The organism is Streptomyces sp. NPDC059166, from assembly GCF_042755185.1.
GTDB lineage: Bacteria > Actinomycetota > Actinomycetes > Streptomycetales > Streptomycetaceae > Streptomyces.
This window is the reverse complement of the sequence record NZ_JBHZCI010000001.1, coordinates 70,382-90,543: the sequence shown is the minus strand read 5'-3', so window position 1 is coordinate 90,543 and position 20,162 is coordinate 70,382. Positions and strand designations below refer to the sequence as shown.

Sequence of the window (20,162 nt, the reverse complement as noted above, 5' to 3'; positions counted from 1 at the left end):
CGGCCCACGCGCCCGCGCATGTCGGGCCAGGCGCCTCAGCCGGCGCGGGGGCGCGGTACGGGGCTCCGGGCGCGGCGGGCGGTCAGCGTCCGGCCCGCGATCCCGGCGACGAGCAGGACCGCGCCCACCACGAGCACCACCCACACCGTCGTACGGAGGGAGGCGGTCAGCGCGTCGTAGACCGCGGCGGCCGCGTCCCGGTCGGTGCCCGGTACCTCGTCGAGCATCCGGTCCCGCCCGACGGCCACCGCGATCCGCAGGAGGGTGGCGCCGAGGACGAGCCCGCCGCCCACCACGGCGGCCGCCGTCAGCCCCGCCCGGGCGCCTCCGCGTACGAGGGTGAGCCCCAGCACGAGGACGAGCAGCACCGCCGTCCCCACGGCAGGCCAGACGCTGCAGTACCGCAGCCACCTGAACGCGTCGCGGAGGCCGTCCGCCCGGTCGGCGGGCAGCACGGTGATCGAGGTCTCCTGGACCGGGATCTGCTCGGCGAACGGCACCCGGGCGTCGACCAGGTCCTTCTTGACGTCCTCGATCACCGGGGCGAGATCGATGGTCACCGCCTGCCCGTCGTCGCCGTGCAGCGAGGCGGAGACGGCCTGGTGCGCCGCGCGGTTCGCACTGTCCCAGGCGCGCTGGAAGGCGTCCGTCGCGGTGAAGGAGAGGGCGGCCTCGTGCAGGAACTGTTCGGCGCTGTCCTGGAGCGGTCCGAGGTCGACGTTCTTCATCGTCTCGTCGGTGACCAGGGTGGCGACGGTGTCGCGTACGTCCTCGTCGGACGCCAGGGGGGAGACGGCGGCGAGGTAGCGGTCGGTGTCGTCGAGCTCCAGGTCGACCCATGCGGAGAGGGCGCTCACCGGGACCAGCACGGCGAGCAGGACGAGCAGGAGCGCCGACAGGGCGGCTGAGAGGTAGGTCCGCACGTCCACCAGCCAACCGCCCGTGGCCGGGGTGCGCCGTGGGCCGTGGGCCATTCGAGTTGCCGGGTGGCCCGGCCGGGTGTGCGCTGGGAGGTGCACGGGGTGACGGAAGGAGCTGTGCGCCATGGCCACACACGCGACGATGCCGGCGCGACGACCGGCGCGTACCCGCACACCGGTGCGCCATGGGCGCACCCCCCTGGCCTGGGCGGTGCCCCTCGCGCTGGGGGTGATCCTCGGTTTCTGGGCCTTCTTCATCACGCGGGACGGGGGCACGACCACCGACAGCCAGATCTGGCGCGGTGTGATCTCCGGGGCCGCGTTCGCGGTGCTCTGCTTCGCGCTCGCGCGGGTGAGGTGGTCCCTGCCGCGCGAGCTGCGGGCCGGTGCGTTCGGGGCGCTCACGGGAGGCGCGATCGGCTACCTCTACAGCCTGAACGAGAACAGCGTGCTGGCGTCCGGGCTGCTCGGGCTGGTCGTCGGCGCGGGTATGTCCGCCGCGATGTTCTACCTCTACTACACGCGCGAGGACTGACCTGGCAGCGCACCCGCGAGGGCTGAACGGCGACGCATGCGGACGCGAGGGCTGACCGGTCTCCCGCGGTGGCGGGGAACCCGGTCTCCGCGGTGGCGGGGAAGGCGCCCCGGCCGTCGTGTGCGCACCGATGGGCGCGGCCGCCGGAGGTGATCCGGCTGCCGCGCGCGCCCGTTTCACCCAATCCGTCCGTTTCGGCACTGTGCCGCCCCGTACCGTGCCATCGTGGCCCGTACCGCCCTCCGTAATCCGGCAAGGAAGGGACCATGAGCGCTGAACTGGCCATCGAGACCGAGGGCTTGGTGAAGGTCTTCGGTGAGAACCGCGCGGTGGACGGCGTCGATCTCGCCGTGCCCACCGGCACCGTCTACGGGGTCCTGGGCCCCAACGGGGCGGGCAAGACCACCACCGTCCGGGTGCTGGCCACGCTGCTGCGGCCGGACGAGGGCCGGGCGCGGGTCTTCGGGCACGACGTGGTGAGGGAGGCCGACACGGTCCGCAGCCGGGTCAGCCTCACCGGGCAGTACGCCTCGGTCGACGAGGACCTCACCGGTACGGAGAACCTGGTGCTGCTCGCCCGGCTGCTGGGCCACTCCAAGCCGGCCGCCCGGGACCGCTCGGCGCAGCTTCTGGAGGCGTTCGGGCTGAGCGAGGCGGCGGGCAAGCAGGTGAAGAACTACTCGGGCGGCATGCGGCGGAGGATCGACATCGCGGCCTCCATCCTGAACACACCGGACCTGCTCTTCCTGGACGAACCGACGACCGGGCTGGACCCGCGCAGCCGCAACCAGGTGTGGGACATCGTGCGGGCGGTCGTCGCCCAGGGCACCACGGTCATGCTGACCACCCAGTACCTCGACGAGGCCGACCACCTGGCTTCCCGGATCGCGGTGATCGACCACGGCAAGGTGATCGCCGAGGGGACGAAGGGCGAGCTCAAGGCATCCGTGGGTGCGGGCTCCGTCCACCTCCGGCTGCGTGATCCGGCGCAGCGGCCCGAGGCGGAACGCGTGCTGGCACTGGTGCTGGACGCGACGGTCCAGCTGGACCACGACCCGGTGGCGCTGACGGCGACGGTCGGCGGCCACGGCACGGAGAAGGGGGCGGCGGAGCAGGCCGCCCGCGCGCTGGCCGAGCTGGCCAGGGCCGGCATCCAGGTGGACAACTTCGCGCTCGGCCAGCCCAGCCTCGACGAGGTCTTCCTGGCGCTCACGGACAAGAAGGGGGTGGCGGCGTGAGTACCGCGCCCACCCGGACCACCGAACACGACGACGCCGGGCTCGCCGCTCCGGACGCGCGGACGCTCGCGTCGCTGCTCGTCGGGCAGGAGCGTCCGCACCGGCCGAGCGCGCTGTCCGCGTCGTTCACCTTCGGCTGGCGGGCGATGCTGAAGATCAAGCACGTGCCGGAGCAGCTCTTCGACGTGACGGTCTTCCCGATCATGATGGTGCTGATGTTCACGTACCTCTTCGGAGGTGCGCTGGCGGGCTCGACCGAGAGCTACATCCAGTTCCTGCTGCCGGGGATCCTCGTGATGAGCGTCGTGATGATCACGATGTACACGGGGTTGGCGGTCAACACCGACATCGAGAAGGGGGTGTTCGACCGCTTCCGCACGCTCCCGATCTGGCGGCCCGCGCCGATGGTCGGCTATCTGCTCGGCGATGTCGTGCGCTACCTGATGGCCTCGGCGGTGATGCTAGTCGTCGGGATCGTCATCGGTTACCGGCCGCAGGGCGGGGTGCTCGGGGTGCTGGCGGGCGTCGCGCTGCTGCTGGTGTTCTCGTTCGCCTTCTCGTGGATCTGGACGATGTTCGGGCTGATGCTGCGCAGCGAGAAGTCGGTGATGGGCGTCAGCATGATGGTGATCTTCCCGCTGACGTTCCTGAGCAATGTCTTCGTCGACCCGTCGACGATGCCCGGCTGGCTGCAGGCGTTCGTGAACAACAGCCCGGTGACCCATCTCGCCGCGGCGGTACGCGAGCTGATGGCCGGGAACTGGCCGGCAACGGACATCGCCTGGTCGCTGGGGTGGTCGGCGCTCTTCGTCGTGGTGTTCGGTGCGGTGACGATGAGGCTCTACAACCGGAAGTGAGGGTTCGGACCACCTGGGCGCCCACCCGGTGGTCCGTCCGGTGCCGGTGTCAGCCGTGGACGACGGTGACCGGGCAGGTGGCGTGCTGGGTGACGTGGAGGCTGACCGAGCCGAGCAGGGTGGCCTTGAGGCCGCTGCGGCCGCGGGCGCCCACGACCAGCAGGTTCGCACCCTCGGCCCGGTCCAGGAGGGACTGGGCCGGGTTGCCGATCACGACGATCTTCTCGACGGCCGCCGCTCCCGCCGCGCCGAGGGCCTCCTCGAGCGCCTCGGTGAGCGCCACCGTCGCGACGGCCTGCGGGTCGAAGTCCTCCGGCATGCCCGGCATCATGGACGCCCAGCTGGTGGCGGGGTACTCCCAGCTGTTCACCGCCTCGACGGTGTCCCCGGTCAGCTCCGCCTGGCGTACCGCCCAGTGCAGCGCCTTGAGTGACGCGTCCGATCCGTCCACGCCCACGACGATCCTGCCCATGTCTGCCTCCAGAGTGTTCCAGCATGCCGGACATACCGGGATCAACTGTAGTCAGACCTCGTGTGACGGGCGGGTGCTCCGAGCCGGGTCAGCCGGTCCGCAGCGCCGCGAGCTGCTGCTCGAACGGGACCACGGCGTCCTCGCCGTCGTCGAGCGTGAGAGCCCGTGAGGCGCCGGAGACCGTGCGCCCGGTGACGGCGGAGGCGAGTTCGCCTCCCGCGCGCCGGATCCGGGAGGGCAGGCCCTCGGTGTACTCGTCGCCGTGGGAGCCCCAGTCCTCCGACGCCGCGTAGACGGAGGTCGGCAGGGTGACCGCGCGGAGGTAGGCGAAGAGCGGGCGCATCGCGTGCTCCAGGACCAGCGAGTGCCGGGGTGTCCCGCCGGTCGCCGCGACGACGACGGGCTTGCCGGTGAGCGCGGTGTTGTCGACCAGGTCGAAGAAGGACTTGAACAGGCCGCTGTACGAGGCCGTGAAGACCGGCGTCACGGCGATCAGTCCGTCCGCCGCGGTCACCGCGTCCAGGGCCCTCTTCAGGGCGGCCGGCGGGAATCCCGTGACCAGGTGGTTCGCGATGTCCACGGCGAGGTCGCGGAGCTCGACGACCTCCACCTCGACGCGCCGGTCCTGCTCGGCCTCCAGCCGTTCCCGGGTGGCCTCGGCGAGCCGGTCGGCCAGCAGCCGGGTGGACGAGGGGCTGCTCAGGCCCGCCGCGACGGCGACGATCCTCAGCGGGGCGGTGACGGTCACGGTGCTCAGAGCTCCTTCAGGTCTGCGGTGGCGCGGGCCGCGGCTACCGCGGGGTGGACGGGCGCGTCCGGCACTCCGGCCGGGCGCAGGCGGGCGAACTCCTTGCGCAGCACGGGCACGACCTCCTCGCCCAGGATGTCGAGCTGCTCCAGGACCGTCTTCAGCGGGAGCCCCGCGTGGTCCATCAGGAAGAGCTGGCGCTGGTAGTCGCCGATGTCCTCGCGGAAGGAGAGGGTGCGGTCGATGACCTCCTGCGGGGAGCCGACGGTCAGCGGGGTCTGGCTGGTGAAGTCCTCCAGGGAGGGGCCGTGACCGTAGACCGGCGCGTTGTCGAAGTACGGGCGGAACTCCCGTACCGCGTCCTGAGAGTTCTTGCGCATGAACACCTGGCCGCCGAGGCCGACGATCGCCTGCTCGGCGGTGCCGTGCCCGTAGTGGGCGTAGCGGCGCCGGTAGAGGTCGACCATCTTCTTCGTGTGCTCCATGGGCCAGAAGATGTTGTTGTGGAAGAACCCGTCGCCGTAGTACGCGGCCTGCTCGGCGATCTCCGGGGAGCGGATCGAGCCGTGCCAGACGAAGGGCGGTACGCCGTCCAGGGGGCGCGGGGTGGAGGTGAAGGACTGCAGCGGGGTGCGGAACTTCCCCTCCCAGTCGACGACGTCCTCGCGCCACAGCTTGTGGAGCAGCGCGTAGTTCTCGATCGCGAGCGGGATGCCCTGGCGGATGTCCTTGCCGAACCAGGGGTAGACCGGTCCGGTGTTGCCGCGGCCCATCATCAGGTCGACGCGGCCGTCCGCCAGGTGCTGGAGGGTGGCGTAGTCCTCCGCGATCTTCACCGGGTCGTTGGTGGTGATCAGGGTGGTGGACGTGGAGAGGATCAGCTTCTCGGTGCGGGCGGCGATGTAGCCGAGCGTGGTTGTCGGCGAGGACGGGACGAACGGCGGGTTGTGGTGCTCGCCGGTCGCGAAGACGTCCAGGCCCACCTCCTCGGCCTTCAGCGCGATGGCGAGGGTCGCCTTGATCCGCTCGTTCTCGCTGGGCGTCGTACCGGTCGTGGGGTCGGTGGTGACGTCCCCGACGGTGAAGATCCCGAACTGCATGGCGCCCGCCTCCAAGGTGTCGATCATTGGTTGAACGTTGAACTATGTGAACACCCTACAACGGAGCACCCACCCCTGGTATTCCGTCCGTCGCCGGGGTGGTGCGGCCGGGGCGCCTGCTTCCAGTTCTACGGCGGGGGCCGCTTCGGCGGGTAGCGGATGCGCGACGGGCGGTTGCCCGTGCGTGCACGGTCGCCGGGGCGGCCCGGCGCGGCCCCGACCGGCCGACCCCCGCGGAACCCGGCCCGGGGGGAGCCGGTGGGCGCTAAACTCGCGCAATGACCTCCGTACCGTGCCGTAACTGGTGGCGCTCCTCCTAGGAGCGGCCACCTCCCTCAGCGCGGACCAGGGCCGTTCGATCTTCGGACGGCCCTTCTCGCTGCCTCGGCACCTGTCGCGGGCCGTCCTCCACCGGTGCACCACCAGCGAGGAGAGTCCCGTGACCGTCACCACCGATCCGTCCGTCAGTCCGGCCGTGCGCCGCAGCGCCGAACTGGAACAGCAGCTGGCCCTCGACCCCGCCCGCTTCCGCGTCCTGACCGGGGACAGGCCCACCGGTGCGCTGCACCTCGGGCACTACTTCGGGACCCTCCGGAACAGGGTGCGGCTCCAGGACCTCGGCGTGGAGGTCTTCGTCCTGATCGCCGACTACCAGGTCCTCACCGACCGGGACGTCGCCGAGCGGCTCGACGAGCACGTGGAGGGCCTGCTCCTGGACTACCTCGCCATCGGGGTCGACCCCGCCCGCTCGACCGTCTTCAACCACAGCGCCGTGCCCGCGCTGAACCAGCTGCTGCTGCCGTTCCTGTCGCTGGTGTCCGTCGCCGAGCTGGGCCGCAACCCCACCGTGAAGGACGAGATCGCGCACTCCCGCCAGTCCGCCGTCAGCGGCCTCATGTACACCTATCCGGTCCACCAGGCGGCCGACATCCTGTTCTGCAAGGGAAACCTGGTGCCCGTGGGCCAGGACCAGCTGCCGCACCTGGAGCTCACCCGCACCGTCGCCCGCCGCTTCAACGAGCGGTACGGGGCCGTCTTCCCCGAGCCGGACGCGCTGCTCTCGGCCGCGCCCCTCCTGCTCGGCACCGACGCCACCAAGATGAGCAAGAGCCGCGGCAACTCCATCGCCCTGGGCGCGGACGCCGACGAGACCGCCCGGCTGATCAAGGGCGCGACCACCGACGCCGACCGGTACGTCACCTACGACCCCGAGTCGCGCCCCGGTGTGTCGAGCCTGGTCCTGCTGGCGGCGCTCTGCCTGGACCGCGACCCGCACACGGTCGCCGAGGAGATCGGGAACGCCGGAGCGGCCGGTCTCAAGCGCACGGTCACCGAGGCCGTGAACACCCACCTCGCCCCGGTCCGCGCCCGGCGGGCGGAGTACGCGCGGGACATGGGGTACGTGCGCGAGGTGCTGCGCGCCGGGAACGAACGGGCGACCGCCGTGGCCGAGGCGACCCTGGACGAGGTGCGCGAGGCCATGGGAACGCCGCGCTGAGCCGCGCTCCACGCGGTGCCCGCCCGCGTACGGACACGTACGCGGGCCCACCGCGCCCGGCCGCGCGTGCGGGCCCGGGCCACCGCCGCGCACGGTCGCGCCCCGCCCCGTTCAGCCCGGGACCGGCACCCCGCGTCCGCGGAGCAGCTCCGCCAGGCCGCGCCGGGTCGCCGCGATGACGACACGGTCGCCCCGGCGCAGCACATAGCCGGGGTGCAGGTCCCAGACCAGGCCGGAGGCCCGGTCCGAGGTGCCGGCCGAGGCCGGGGCGAGCGGGTCGAACGGAGGTGTGGCCGAGAGGTCGGGCAGCCGGTCGGCCGGCGGTGTCGCGTCCAGGGCGAGGACCCGCCAGGAGCCGGCCCTGAAGGCCTGTTCGACCGTGCGGCCCTCCAGCTGGGGATGGCCGTCGACCACCAGGGCGGCGAAGAGCATCACCTTCCGCTCCACCGGGATCGCCCCCAGGATCTGGCGCCCCATCATGGCGCCCGCGAAGGCGGGAGCGGCCAGGTGGGTGACGGACCGGGAGCGGGTCACCGCCCCCGGGTGCGCGGTACGCAGGGTGCGGTAGACGGCCGTGGCGAACTCGTCGTCGTACAGGCGCAGGGCGACGTGCAGGTCGGGCGCGACGGAGCGGGCGTACAGCGTCGCCTCCAGGTTCGTCGTGTCGGCACTCGTCAGGGCGAGGAACGCCCGGGCCCGGTGGATCTTGGCGGCCTCCAGCACACCCTCCTGGGTGGCGTCCCCGATGACCGTGGGGACCCGCAGGACGCGGGCCAGCGGGACGCCGCGCGCCTCGGGGTCCTCCTCCACGGCCACCACGGGGATGTTCATCTCGCGCAGCCGCACCAGCACCCGGGAGCCGATCTTGCCGAGGCCCAGCAGCACCACGTGACCGGACAGGCCGCGCGGGGGGCGACGCAGCGCGGACGCGCCGCGCAGGGTGCCGAACGCCTCCAGGACGGCGGCCACCAGCAGCGGCAGCAGGAGGAGGCCCGCCGTCCCGGACAGGAGCTGGATGATCTGGCGGGACATGGGGGCGTCGTCGGGCGCGGGATCGCCCATGGCCAGCAGGTCGAGCAGGGTGAGGTAGGTGGCGTGCAGCGGGCTGTCCCCGTTGGTGAGCACCGAGGCGACTGCCAGGCCCACGACGGCTGCCATCACCCCCGCCGCCGACCAGCGCAGCCTGCGGGAGAAGACTCGGCTCAGCGGCGCGCCCCGGCCGCCCATGCGGCGGGGCTCCCGCTCCGGTCCGGCCTTGCTGACGGCTTCGAGGACGATCGTGCCGCGGCCCGTGGCCGCCTCGACCGTCGCCCGGTCCGGCAGCAGCCGGGGCCCCTCGGCGCCGCTGCTGTCCGAGCCCTCGGTGCCCGCGGGGTCGTGGGAGGTGGAGGAGAGCAGGGCCAGCGTGCAGAGCCCGGGGTCGGCGAGCGCGCCCGCCCGCGGCGGCGGCCGTTCCGCCGCCCGCAGGAGGAGCCCCTCGGCCTGGATGACCTTGCTGCTGCCGGTCACCGCGGTGGCGGCCAGGGCGGGCGCCGCGGTGTCGGCGTCGGAGAGGACGGTCGTCGACGCGTCCAGTGCGGCGGGGTCGATGCCCGGGACGGCCAGGGCCGCCGCCTGGTCCAGGAGCGTCTCCAGGTGCTGGCCGAGCTTGCGGTTGTAGAGCCGGATGACGAGCCGCAGGCGGGGGTTGAGCCGGCGGGCGGTCAGCGCGGCACGGATGTTGCGTTCGTCGTCGTCGTACACGAGGGCGAGCGCCGCCGCCCGGTCCGCGCCGGCCTCCTCCAGCACCTCGTCGGAGGGCTCGGAAGCCTCGATGATGCGTACGGCCTCCACCCCGGCCGCGGTGTCGTCCCCGCCCGGGGCCCCGTTGCGGTTCATCGCGGCCGACATCCGGCCGAACAGGGCCGCCGCACGCGCCCGTTGGGTGAGCGGCAGCTCGGGGCGCGCCGCGTCCCGGCCCGGTGGGAGGACCAGCGTGACCCGCTCGCCGTACACGTAGCGCAGCTCCACGGCCAGCCGCCGGGCGAGCGCGTCGTCACCGCATACGACCATGTGCCCGGCGCGAGGCGGGCGTTGGGGCTGCTGTGGAAGAGGGGGCACGAAACCCAGCATGCCTGGTGGTCCTTCCTGACGGGGCGTCCGGGGGTCAGGCCTCCCGGGCGGTGGCATGGGGGCAGGGCGGCGGGGAGGCGAGCAGGCGGCGTGGGTCCGCGGCGCGCTCGATGGCGCTCTCGACGGCCGCGATCCGGTCGGCGAGCAGCCCGAGGGCTCCGACCGCCCGGGTGGCGGGGTCGCCGTCCGGGCCGCCGAGGGCCTGGGAGCGTGCGTGGCCGGAGAGGATCGCGGCCCTGCGTTCGGCCTGTGCGGGGGTGAGTGTGCCCCGCAGCGCTGCCAGCTTCAGCAGGTTCGACTCGGCGCCGGTGGTGAGGGTCTGGGCCTCTGCCGTGTAGTGGTCGGTGATGACGGCGGCCACCTCGGCGTCGTTCATGGCCGGCACGATCCGCTCCGCGATCTTGTTCATGTCGCGGTACGAGCCCTGGAGCCGGAAGGGCGGCTCGGTGCGGGTCTCCTCCGACTGCGCGGCCGAGGCGATGTACGCGGCGTTCACCGCGAGGACGGTGTCCCGGGCGGTCAGCAGGTGGCGCAGGACGGAGACGATCCGTTCCAGCTCGGCGGGGGCGTAGCCGTGTTCCAGCCGGTCCGTGCGGGCCGGGCTCGTGCCGGCGGCCATGCGTACGAGAACGTCGAGGTCGCCCCTGGAGCTCCCGGCGAGCGGGGCGAGCACCGGGTTGGCCGTCAGGGCGTTCTCGACGAAGCTCAGCGCGAAGACCTCGTCCCGCCCGCTCAGCACCTCGCCGAGATTGCGGACGTCGGCCCGGTTGGCGAGCATGTCGGGAATCCGGAAGCGGGCCCCGGACTCGGTGTACGGGTTGCCCGTCATGACCACCGCGAACCGCTTGCCCCGCAGGTCGTAGCTGCGCGGCCGCCCGTCCCGCACCCCTTCCACGCGTCGGGTGGCGTCGCAGAGCGGGATGAACTTCTGGAGCAGCTCGGGCGAGGTGTGCTGGATGTCGTCGAGGTGGAGCAGGGTGTTGGAGCCCGACTCGAACGCGAAGTTGATCTTCTCGACCTCCTGGCGGGCCGTCGCCCCGGGCGCCAGGGCGGGGTCGAGCGAGGTCACCTCGTGGCCGAGGTTCGGTCCGCTGACCTTGACGAGGACCATGCCGAGCCGTTCCGCCACGTACTCCATGAGCGTCGTCTTGCCGTAACCCGGTGGGGAGACCAGCAGCAGCAGGCCCTGCGAGTCGGTGCGCCGGTCCGCGTCGGCGGTCCCCAGCTGCTTGGCCAGGCTGTCGCCGATGAGCGGGAGGTACACCTCGTCCAGCAGCTTGCTGCGGACGAACGCGGGCATGGTGCGCGGCCGGTGGTCGTCCAGCCGCAGCCTGCTCCGCTCGGCGTCGACGAGACGGGTGCGCAGCCGCTGGTACGCACGGAATCCCGGTACGCCGTTCGCGCGGAACTCCGCCGTGCGCGTGAGGAGTTCGTCCAGCCGGATGGTCAGGCGGCCCTGGACCACCCGGGGGTGGTCGCCGAGCAGTCCTTCGACCGTCGCGCTCTGGGGCGCGTCGGATCCGTACCGTTCCAGCCCCGGGCAGAGCTCCACGGCGACCGCCTCGGCGAGATCCCCGCCGTCGGTCTCCCGGCCGTGCGCCGCGGTGTACGCGGAGAGCCAGGCCTCCACCAGCCTGCGGCGGGCTGGGAGGTCGCCGGCGAGGGCGGCCAGGTCCTCGTCGTACGCCGCAGCGCCCGGGGTGCGGCGGAACGCGGCGAGGAGCGACCGGGCCCCGGCGCTCGTGACGAACCCGGCGGGGCCACCGGCCAGTTCCTCGAAGAGGTACTCGGCGGCGGCGGCCTCGCATGCCATGGCCGACGCCCACTCCCGCTGGAGCGTGGTGACCGCCGGCGCGAGCCCGAAGGTGTCGCGCGCCCGGGCCAGCGAGCGGGCCTGGAGCGTCCACGAGGCCCGCAGCGCCTCGTCGGTCCGGTGGGCCCAGAAGAACTGCGCGGCCGCCCTGACCGAGGACGGGTACCGGAGCAGGCCCGCCTCCGCGTGCAGCCGCAGCAGGACGGTCAGGACGGCGAGCGCGTCCTCGTCGTGGACTCCCCGCTGGTACCCCTCGTCGTACGCCGCCGCCGCGGCCTCCCGTACGAGCGAGGGGAGGTCCGCCCGGGCCAGTGCGTCCGCGCCGTGCTCGGCCAGCAGCCGGGCCGCCAGGTGCTCGGCGCGGTAGACCTCCGGGGATTCGGAGGGCAGCGACCGGCCCCAGTGGGCGCGGGCCCCCTCGAACTCCGGGTCGGTGACCGGGGCCCGGTAGTCCGTACCGGTCAGCGCGAAGGCCACGCCGTCCCCGGAGGGGACCAGGGTCAGGTCGAAGGGCTTGTCGTTCACCGCGAAGCGGTGGCGGCCCAGCCGGATCACCGCGCCGCCGTCCGAGTAGAGCTCGCCCCGGTCGCGCAGGGCGCGACCCGCCTCCTGCCGGGCGGCCTTCAGCCGGCCGTCCAGCTCCTCGGCGCGCACCGGGTCGCCGAGCGCGCGCAGCTCCTCGGAGGTGCGGCGGACCTTGGCGACCATGGGGTCGGAGGCGAAGTACGTGTGGACGGCGTCCAGGTCGTCCAGGGCGGCCAGCCGCCGGGAGACCGTCTCCAGGACACGGGCCGCGGACTGGGCCAGGCGCTCCGCGCGCCGGGCGCGGGTGTCCTGGAGGATCTGCTTCCGGCCGGAGAACGCCTCGTACACCTCCGTACGGCGCTCGGCGATCCGGGCGAGGAAGTCGTCGGACCCTCCGAACCGCGACTCCAGGTTCTCCAGCCGGAGCAGTACCCCCGCCAGTTGCTCGTCGCAGGCCTCGGGGGAGTCTACGGACCCCAGGGCCCCGGTGACAGCCTGCCCGAGCAGGGCGGACTCGGCGGCGAACTCGGCGTGCCCCTCCCGGGAGACGAGTTCGCCGCGCCGGGCGTCGAGGACCGCCCGGGTGCGGTTGGCGCCGCCCAGGACCTCGGCGATGCGTTCCACGACCGCGGTGCGCACGGTGGTGTCGCCGATGTCCAGTGAGGCCACGACCTCGGTGACGGCCCCGAGTCCGTCCGTGATCTCCGTGAGCCGGCCGGTGGCCGCCTCGGCGTCGGCCACGGTCTTCAGCCCGGTCGCTTCCTCGGTGAGGCGTGCGAGGTCCTCGTGGTACGGGGCGAAGGCGTCCGGACCGGAGAGGAAGGTGACGGCGCGCCGGGCGGCCGCCTCCAGGTCGCGGGACGCCTCCTCGGAGAGGGCGGAGACGCGCGCGGTGTCGGCGTACCGCATCTCCGCGAGCGTGGCCAGCCGGCCGTGGGCCCGGCGCAGGCCGGTAAGGCTCTCGACCCAGGCGGTGGCCGAGCGGGGGGCCTCGCCCCGGATGCGACGTACGAGTGCGGTGAGTTCCGCGGCCGCCTCGTCGAGCGCGGCGGTGGCCTGCCCGGTGAGCTCCTGGACGGTGTCGAACTCGTCGACGATCCGGTGCGCGGTGGCCCTCAGCTCGTCCAACGGTTCGGCGAGTGCGCCGAGTTCGGGATCGGAGAGCCAGTGGTAGCGGTCTCCCGCCCGGGCACAGTCCGCTGCGAGCCTGCGGTACACGGCAGCGGTCGGCGCCATGTCGCGCACCCCGTGCGCCAGGGCCAGGCAGTCGGAGATCCCGCGCACCAGGTCGGCGTTGCCGGTCCGGGCGAGCGGGCCCGTCCCGGCGGGGCGGGCTGCGGCGTGGGTGTCGGAGACGTACGGGGTCTCCCAGCGCTGCACGGTGTGGACGCGGCCGGGACCGTCCTCGCCGCCCTTGAGCAGGATCAGCGTGCCGTCGTCGAGGAGTGCGTGACCCCGTGCCGTCAGCGGGGTGGCGACCTCCTGGCGGATCACGTTGTACGGCAGGAGCAGGGAGCGGCCGCCGTCCCTGGAGCGGAAGACGTAGAGCACGTCCTCGCCGTTGGGCGAGCGGACCGCCCCCTCGAAGACCGGGTCGTCGAGCTGCTGGACGGTGTCGAAGGTCCTGGTGGTGCCGGTGGTGAGGTGGTATCCGCCGGAGAAGATGATCCCCTGGTCCTCGGGGAGGCGGTGGCAGGAGGTGCCGATCCCGTCGAGGCGCCGCACGTCGGACAGCAGGGTGTTGAAGACCAGGTGGCGCCAGGCGTCCTCCTTGTACGGGCGCACCCGGAGCAGGATCAGCGGACCGGCGGAGGCGTACTCGACGGAGGCGTCCGCCAGCGACTGGAGCGGCTCGTCGACGGGCTCCTCGTAGATCCCGTCGGGGGACTCCGTGTCCGGGGCGGTCCTGATGGTGAGGGTGCCGCCGAGGGTGTCGACGAAGACGGTGTCCAGCACCGCGACGCACGGGTGACGGCCGGGGACGTGGGCGTCCCGTGCCACGGGGATCCAGTCGAAGTCGTGCGAGGGCGGGAACACGTGGTCGCGGTCGCCGCGTGCGTCCAGGAAGGCCCCGGGTGATCCGTCCGGTCCCAGCGCCCAGCGCAGTACCCGGATGTCCTCGGCGGTCTCGCCCGTGCGGAACACGGCCAGCAGGCGGCCGTCGACCCGCCGCAACCGGAGCAGCCGGGCGTCGCGGTAGTAGCGGTGCAGGGCGGCGAACTCCCTGACGAACGCCGCGTCCTCCAGCAGCCCCGCCCCGTCCGGGCCTCCGGGCGCGTCCGGTCGGTCCGTGGGCGGGGCGGGGTACCCGGGCCCGGACCCGCGCAGGAGGAGCACGTCGCCGACGTCCGCCTCCCCGCGCGCCCCGGGTCCCCGCTCGAAGCCGAACAGCAGGTGCCCGCCCACGGCCACCACGTCGCGGGCCACCGAGGCGGCCTCGGTGGCCACCTGCCCGGTGTCGAGCAGCCGGAGTCCGGCGGAGCCGAACTCCTCGGTCCGCCGCGCGTTGAGCGCCTCGGCCCGCCGGACGAGCTCGCCCGCCTGCTCCCGGAGCCGTCGGCCGAGCACCTCGTACGCGCCGGCGTCGGGCTCGGTGGGGTTGAGGTCGCTGTCCATGCGCAAGGCTCCCTACGGGATGGCGTTCGGGGTGACGCTCTGCTGCCGGGACCGGCCGGCACCCCGTGTCCGGCCGGTCCCTGGTCTCTCCTGACCCGCGCTGTCCCGCCGCCCAGCGGCGAGGACCGCGAGCGGTGCCGTACCGCCCTCAGACGAGGGCCGTGCCGTTGTGCGGAGCCGTCCCGTTCGGCGACGGCGCTCCCGGGGCCGTCCCGGTGTCCGCTGGTCCCGCGCCGGCCAGCGAGGAGACGGTCATCCCCGCCAGCCCCAGTTCCTCCGCCGCGGCGAGCAGCTGCCGCACCTGCCCCGAGGCGGCTCCCGGCGCCCGCATCAGCTGGGTGAGCAGGGCGGACACGGTCAGGTTCCGCACGTCCCCGGTGGAGAAGGAGCCCAGCACCCGGGTCAGGTCGTCCGTGAAGGAGGCGCTCCCGTCGAGCCACGGGCCCGCGAGGGCCTGCGCGGTCCGGGAGTTGTCCACGAATCCGTCGATGCTGCGGCCGAGCGACACCGAGGACACCAGACGGTCGAAGAAGACGGAGTCCCCTCCCACGATGTCGATGTCCGCGTTCTCAAGACCCGTCGCCAGTACCGTCGCCTGGGCCTCGGCGACCTGCCTGCGGACGTCGAACTCCGCGAGCCGGATCTCCTTCTCGGCGTCCAGCCGCAGCCGGTACTCCTCGTGCCCGCGCGAGGCGTCGTCCAGCGCGGCCATCGCCGCGGCCTTCTCGGTCAGGCCCTCGGCCTCGGCCTTCAGCTTCTCGCCGATCATCGCCGCGTCCGCCTCGGCCTGGGCCCGGGTGCCCTCGGCGGCCGCCAGGGCCTTGAGGCGCGCGCCTTCCGCCTCCGCCCGGAGCCTGGCCTCGGTGGCCTGGGCCTCCGCGCGGCCGGCCTTCTCCGTGACCTCGGCCTCCGCCTCCCGGACCTGGACGTCCGCGAGACCGGCGGCGGCGGTCTCCGCCTGGACACCCTCGGCGAGCCGCAGCTTGGCCTGGGCGTCGAGGTCGGCGGACTTCAGCCGGGCCTCCGCGAGGGTGAGCTGCTCGGCGGCCAGGTGGACCGCGGCCGCCTCGGCGGCCTCGGCCGCCTTGATGTCCTTGACCAGCTTCTCCTGGGCCTCCGCCTCCGCGGCGATGATCACGGACCTGCGGGTGCGCTCGGACTCCTCGACGGACCGCAGTGTCAGGATCGACTCCTCCTGCTCGGCGACCGTGCGGTCCACGGCGATCCGCTCCCGGATCACGTCGGCCACCTCGCGGCGCTCGGCCTCGACCTCCTTCGTCGCGGCGATTCGGTTCAGCTCGGTCTCGCGCTCCCGCCCGATGACCTCCAGCAGCCTGTCCTTCTCGATGCGCTCGTTCTCGACGGCGATGACCCGCTCGCGGTTCTTCTGAGCGACGGCGACCTCGCGGGCCTGGTTCTCCCGCTGGATGCCCAGCTGCTCCTCGGTACGGATGAACGCGCTCTGCGAACCGAGCCGCTCCTCCTCCTGCACCCGGGCGGTGGCCGCCTCCTCACGGGCCCGCAGCGTCTCGATCTCGCGGCGCTGCTTGATCTCCGCCTCGGACTGCCGGCGCTCCAGCTCCAGGATGGTCTCCCGGGCGTCGACGTCCTGCCGGGTGATCTCCTTCTGCTCGGTGCGCTGGAACTCGTTGGTCCGCACGTGCTCGATCGCCGTCAGCTCGGTGATCTTCCGGATGCCCTGGGCGTCCAGGATGTTGGCGCCGTCGAGCTGCGCCATCGGCGTCTGCTCCAGGAAGTCGATCGCCGCGTCGTCCAGGTGGTAGCCGTTCAGGTCGGTGCCGATGACCCGGATGATCCGGTCCCGGAACTCCTCGCGCTTGGTGTAGAGGTCGACGAAGTCGAGCTGCTTGCCGACGGTCTTGAGCGCCTCGGAGAACTTCGCGGCGAAGAAGTCCTGGATGGCCACCTTGTCGCTGGCCCGGTCGGTGCCGATGGCCTGCGCGACCTTGATGACGTCCTCGACGGTCTTGTTGACCCGGACGAAGAAGGTGATGTGGATGTCGGCGCGGATGTTGTCCTGGCAGATCAGGCCCTCGCGCCCGGTGCGCCGGATCTCGATGGTCTTCACCGAGATGTCCATGGTCTCGGCCTTGTGCAGCACCGGCAGGACCACGGCACCGGTGAAGGTGACGTCGACCTTCTTGGTCTTGGAGATGATCAGCGCCTTGCCCTGCTCGACCTTGCGGAAGAGCCGGGTGACGACGAAGACCAGGGCGATGAGGATGAGCAGGACAACGGCGACGACTACGCCGATGCCCCAGGAGATTGCGTCCATGGCGGTCCTTGACGGCTGGTGGGGCGTACGTGGATGGGTCAGGCACCGCACGAGGGCGTGCGGAACCACGGGCCCGACGGGGGCCCGGAAGAGGTCCGGAAGAGGCCGGAAGAGGCCCGGAAGAGGTCCGGGTGAGGGGCGCGGTGCGGGTCAGCCCGGGGTGCGGGGCAGCGGGCGCGGGGCGAGTGCCGCGTCGTAGGGGGAGACCCAGAAGAACTCGCCCTCGGCGTCGTAGGCGTAGAGGAGCCCCGTACTGCCGGAGCGGAACACCTCACCCCGGCCGGTCGGGGAGGGCTGCTGCCGCACCTGCACGATGGCGGTGGAGCCGTCCGCCGCCGCGACCTCCGCCTGCCCGAAGTCGGCGCTGACGGACCCGGTGCGGATCGTGCAGACCTCGCCCACGAAGTCCTCCCGGGACGGCGGAGGTTCCGCGGGGAAGTACCGGCGGAAGCGGCGTACGAGCATGCGGACCACCCCCCAGGCGATCAGGAGCGCACCGGCCAGGACGGTCAGGTGCAGTGCGGCCCGTGAGGTGCCCGTGACTCCGCTGCGGAGCACCAGGACCGAGCCGGTCAGGCCGGAGAACCAGGCGATGACGACGAAGAGCGAGACCGACACGGAGACCGGCACCCCGCCGAAGCCGACCGCCTCGGAGTCGAGGTCGGCGTCGAACGAGTCCGGAGCCGCCGCGCCCGCCAGCACCAGGAGCCAGAAGCCGACGACGACCACCAGGGCGGCGCCGAGGACGACCGCCGGGAAGGCGGCTGCCGCGGAAAGGAATTCGGTCACCCGTTCCACCCCCTGCGTCGGGACACGCTGTACGGTCCGGGAGGCAGGGTGTCGGCGGACAGCGGTGGGGCACCGGAGCCGCGGCACCGCAAGTGGTGCCGCGACGACCGGTTCCTTCCCCCGTGTTCCCCCGTAACCCCCGTGATTCCCCCGTGTGTTGCAGGACCGATCCTGACAGCCGGCGCCCTCGCGGCGCACTGCCGGATTCCGGCAGGGTTCGCGGGACCTGCCTGCCGGGCACCGGCACGTTCCGGTGTGCGGGGATGATTGCAGAGCTGACGACGTACGGAGGACGTGCACGGTGGAGCCCGAGATACCCGAGAGGTTCCTGGAGGGCTATGCCCGCATCCTGTCCGAGGTCGCCCGGACCGGCCGCCGGCTCACCCGGGAGGAGTTGGAGGCCCGCCGGATACTGGGACGCGAGGCGGCGGAGGCGGGCCACCAGCTGCGGGCGCTGGTGCACAGCCACCTCGTGGTCACCCGCGCCGACTGGCCCCTCCCGGCGGCGGACGCCGGCGGCGCGGACGCGGTGCTGCGCGCCGTCGAGCAGGCGGTCGACGCCTTCGCCGAGGGCTTCGAGCGGGCCCAGCGCCTCACGGTGCGACGCGAGGAGGCGGCGAGACGGGAGTTCATCGACGACCTGCTCTACGGCCGCAGCGACCTGGGCAGGCTCGCCGAGCGGGCCACCCGCTTCGGGCTGCGGCTCTCCCGGGCCCATGCCGTCGCCGTGGCCGCGGGCCCCGACGCGTACACCGAGTCCGACCCCGTGGCCCGCAGCGTGGAGTCGGCCCTGCTCGCGCGGTTCGACGGCCGGAAGATCCTGCTGACGACCAAGGACGGGCGGCTGGTCTGCGTAGCCCCCGGCAGCCAGCCGGACGTCCTGCGGTACTTCGCGAAGCAGGCCCACGCCGCGACGGACGGCGGGCAGGTCGCCGTCGGCCGGCCGCACCGGGGCCCGGGCGGGGTCGTCCACTCGTACGACGAGGCTCTCGACGCGCTGGACCTGGCACGGCGGATGGCGCTCGACGACCCGGTCCTCTACGCCGCTGACCTGCTGGTCTACCCGGTGCTGACCAGGGACCGGCAGGCGATGGCCGACCTGGTGCGCAGCGAGCTGGGCCCGCTGCGGCAGGCGCGCGGCGGCGCGGAACCCCTGCTGCGGACCCTGTCGGTGTACTTCGACGCGGGCTGCGTCGCCGCCGAGACGGCCCGCCGTCTGTCGCTGAGCGTGCGTGCGCTGACGTACCGGCTGGAGCGGATCCACCAGCTGACCGGCTCCGACCCGGCCGACCCCGCGCACCGCTACACGCTGCAGACGGCGGTGATCGGGGCCCGGCTGCTCGACTGGCCGGCGAACGAGCTCTGAGCGGTGGGTGCGCGGACGGCGCGTCAGTCCGCGTCGCGCCCGGCGTGCTCCGGTGTGAGGTCGTCGTGCGACGGCATCGGCGCGGGCCGCTCCACCGCGGGGGCGGCCTGCTTCCGCCTCCCGGCGAGGGAGGCCTGCAGCTTCGTGGCCACCGGTTCCGTCCACCGGGCGGTGAGCGGTCCGGCGATGACGAGGATCAGCACGTACGCGGTCGCGATGGGACCGATCCTCGGTTCCGTCGCCACGGCCAGACCGGCGATGACGACTGAGAACTCCCCGCGTGCGACGAGCGTGCCGCCGGCCCTCCACCGTCCCCGGGGACCGATCCCGGCGCGCCGCGCCGCGTACCAGCCGGTGCCGATCTTCGTGAGGACCGTGACGATCGCGAGGAGTGCCGCCGGGAGCAGCACGGGCGGGATCTCGGCCGGATCGGTGGACAGCCCGAAGAAGACGAAGAAGACGGCCGCGAAGAGGTCCCGCAGCGGAGTCAGCAGCTTGCGCGCACCCTCGGCGACCTCGCCCGACAGGGCGATGCCCACGAGGAACGCGCCGACCGCCGCCGACACCTGGAGCTGCTGGGCGACCCCGGCCACCAGGACGGTGAGTCCGAGGACGACGAGCAGCAGCATCTCCGGGTTGTCGGAGGACACAGCACGGCTGATGAGCCGTCCGTGGCGCAGTGCCAGATACAGCACGAGCCCGACGGTGCCGAGCGCGATCAGCAGCGCGATGCTGCCCCCGGCGAGACCGACCCCGGCGAGCATCGCGGTGAGCAGCGGCAGGTAGACGGCCATGGAGAGGTCCTCGATGACGAGGACCCCGAGGATGACGGGCGTCTCACGGTTGCCGAGCCGTCCCATGTCGGTCATCACCTTGGCGATCACGCCGGACGACGAGATCCAGGTGACCCCGGCCAGGGCGACGGCGCCCACAGGACCCCAGCCGAGCATCAGCCCGGCCGCCGCCCCGGGCGTCGCGTTGAGGACGAAGTCGACGGCCCCGGACGGGTACTGCGTCTTGAGGCTGGTGACGAGTTCCGAGGCGCTGTACTCCAGCCCGAGCAGGAGCAGCAGCAGGATGACGCCGATCTCCGCCCCGATGGCGGTGAACTCCTCGCTGGCGCCGAGCGGCAGCAGGCCGCCGTCACCGAAGGCGAGGCCGGCCAGGAGGTAGAGGGGGATGGGCGAGAGCCCTATCCGCCCGGCGAACCTTCCGATGATGCCGAGTCCCAGGATGACGGAGCCCAGCTCCACGAGCAGTGCGGTCGTGTCGTGCAC

General features: G+C 73.0%; 14 protein-coding genes. 5 read left to right on the top strand and 9 right to left on the bottom strand.

Annotation, left to right across the window (positions count from 1 at the left end; translation table 11 throughout):
• Positions 1-35: 35 nt before the first annotated feature.
• Positions 36-923, bottom strand: a complete 888-nt coding sequence (locus ACFXOA_RS00425; protein WP_385020175.1) for a hypothetical protein — start codon at positions 921-923, stop codon at positions 36-38.
• 121 nt (positions 924-1,044) lie between these two features.
• Between ACFXOA_RS00425 and ACFXOA_RS00420 the strand changes: the two genes are divergently transcribed.
• The 3 genes from ACFXOA_RS00420 (at position 1,045) to ACFXOA_RS00410 (ending at position 3,550) form a co-directional block, all read left to right on the top strand.
• Positions 1,045-1,455, top strand: a complete 411-nt coding sequence (locus ACFXOA_RS00420) for a hypothetical protein (protein ID WP_385020171.1) — start codon at positions 1,045-1,047, stop codon at positions 1,453-1,455.
• A gap of 266 nt (positions 1,456-1,721) precedes the next feature.
• Positions 1,722-2,693 carry an ATP-binding cassette domain-containing protein gene (locus ACFXOA_RS00415; RefSeq protein ID WP_385020168.1) on the top strand — a complete coding sequence of 324 codons (972 nt, stop codon included), beginning with the start codon at positions 1,722-1,724 and terminating at the stop codon, positions 2,691-2,693.
• The gene (locus ACFXOA_RS00410; RefSeq protein WP_385020165.1) at positions 2,690-3,550 is read left to right on the top strand and encodes an ABC transporter permease; all 861 of its coding nucleotides are present in this window, start codon (positions 2,690-2,692) and stop codon (positions 3,548-3,550) included. The genes ACFXOA_RS00415 and ACFXOA_RS00410 overlap by 4 nt, the downstream gene beginning before the upstream one ends.
• 49 nt (positions 3,551-3,599) lie before the next feature.
• On the opposite strand, the gene ACFXOA_RS00405 is transcribed toward ACFXOA_RS00410, so the two are convergent.
• From ACFXOA_RS00405 to ACFXOA_RS00395, 3 genes are all read right to left on the bottom strand, one after another.
• Entirely contained in the window at positions 3,600-4,022 is a 423-nt protein-coding gene (locus ACFXOA_RS00405) for a universal stress protein (RefSeq protein WP_385020162.1), read from the bottom strand.
• A gap of 88 nt (positions 4,023-4,110) precedes the next feature.
• The gene (locus ACFXOA_RS00400) at positions 4,111-4,770 is read right to left on the bottom strand and encodes an FMN reductase (protein WP_385020159.1); all 660 of its coding nucleotides are present in this window, start codon (positions 4,768-4,770) and stop codon (positions 4,111-4,113) included.
• A gap of 5 nt (positions 4,771-4,775) precedes the next feature.
• Positions 4,776-5,870: an LLM class flavin-dependent oxidoreductase gene (locus ACFXOA_RS00395; protein WP_385020697.1), complete on the bottom strand. Its 1,095-nt coding sequence runs from the start codon at positions 5,868-5,870 to the stop codon at positions 4,776-4,778.
• Between the two features lie 439 nt (positions 5,871-6,309).
• Here ACFXOA_RS00395 and trpS point away from each other — a divergent pair, with 439 nt between their 5' ends.
• Positions 6,310-7,368, top strand: a complete 1,059-nt coding sequence (gene trpS / locus ACFXOA_RS00390) for a tryptophan--tRNA ligase (protein ID WP_385020694.1) — start codon at positions 6,310-6,312, stop codon at positions 7,366-7,368.
• A 111-nt stretch (positions 7,369-7,479) separates the two neighbouring features.
• Here trpS and ACFXOA_RS00385 read toward each other — a convergent pair whose 3' ends face one another.
• The 4 genes from ACFXOA_RS00385 to ACFXOA_RS00370 form a co-directional block, all read right to left on the bottom strand.
• Positions 7,480-9,480, bottom strand: a complete 2,001-nt coding sequence (locus ACFXOA_RS00385) for a potassium channel family protein (RefSeq protein WP_385020156.1) — start codon at positions 9,478-9,480, stop codon at positions 7,480-7,482.
• A 34-nt stretch (positions 9,481-9,514) separates the two neighbouring features.
• Complete coding sequence (locus tag ACFXOA_RS00380) at positions 9,515-14,434, bottom strand: DNA repair ATPase (RefSeq protein WP_385020153.1); 4,920 nt, start codon at positions 14,432-14,434, stop codon at positions 9,515-9,517.
• Positions 14,435-14,582: 148 nt separating this feature from the next.
• Entirely contained in the window at positions 14,583-16,730 is a 2,148-nt protein-coding gene (locus ACFXOA_RS00375; protein ID WP_385020150.1) for a flotillin family protein, read from the bottom strand.
• A gap of 150 nt (positions 16,731-16,880) precedes the next feature.
• Positions 16,881-17,519, bottom strand: coding sequence for a hypothetical protein (locus ACFXOA_RS00370; protein ID WP_385020147.1), 639 nt, complete (start codon positions 17,517-17,519; stop codon positions 16,881-16,883).
• Positions 17,520-17,820: 301 nt separating this feature from the next.
• Between ACFXOA_RS00370 and ACFXOA_RS00365 the strand changes: the two genes are divergently transcribed.
• A complete protein-coding gene (locus ACFXOA_RS00365) occupies positions 17,821-18,885 on the top strand; it encodes a PucR family transcriptional regulator (RefSeq protein WP_385020144.1) in 1,065 nt (354 codons plus the stop codon).
• A 23-nt stretch (positions 18,886-18,908) separates the two neighbouring features.
• On the opposite strand, the gene ACFXOA_RS00360 is transcribed toward ACFXOA_RS00365, so the two are convergent.
• Positions 18,909-20,162: a cation:proton antiporter gene (locus tag ACFXOA_RS00360; RefSeq protein ID WP_385020141.1), complete on the bottom strand. Its 1,254-nt coding sequence runs from the start codon at positions 20,160-20,162 to the stop codon at positions 18,909-18,911.

Excerpts from the sequence above, each read along its gene's own strand:
- ACFXOA_RS00420 (WP_385020171.1), top strand. The coding sequence starts at position 1,045 with ATGGCCACACACGCGACGATGCCGGCGCGACGACCGGCGCGTACCCGC.
- ACFXOA_RS00415 (WP_385020168.1), top strand. The coding sequence starts at position 1,722 with ATGAGCGCTGAACTGGCCATCGAGACCGAGGGCTTGGTGAAGGTCTTC.
- ACFXOA_RS00405 (WP_385020162.1), bottom strand. The coding sequence starts at position 4,022 with ATGGGCAGGATCGTCGTGGGCGTGGACGGATCGGACGCGTCACTCAAG.
- ACFXOA_RS00395 (WP_385020697.1), bottom strand. The coding sequence starts at position 5,870 with ATGCAGTTCGGGATCTTCACCGTCGGGGACGTCACCACCGACCCCACG.
- ACFXOA_RS00385 (WP_385020156.1), bottom strand. The coding sequence starts at position 9,480 with ATGCTGGGTTTCGTGCCCCCTCTTCCACAGCAGCCCCAACGCCCGCCT.
- ACFXOA_RS00380 (WP_385020153.1), bottom strand. The coding sequence starts at position 14,434 with ATGGACAGCGACCTCAACCCCACCGAGCCCGACGCCGGCGCGTACGAG.
- ACFXOA_RS00375 (WP_385020150.1), bottom strand. The coding sequence starts at position 16,730 with ATGGACGCAATCTCCTGGGGCATCGGCGTAGTCGTCGCCGTTGTCCTG.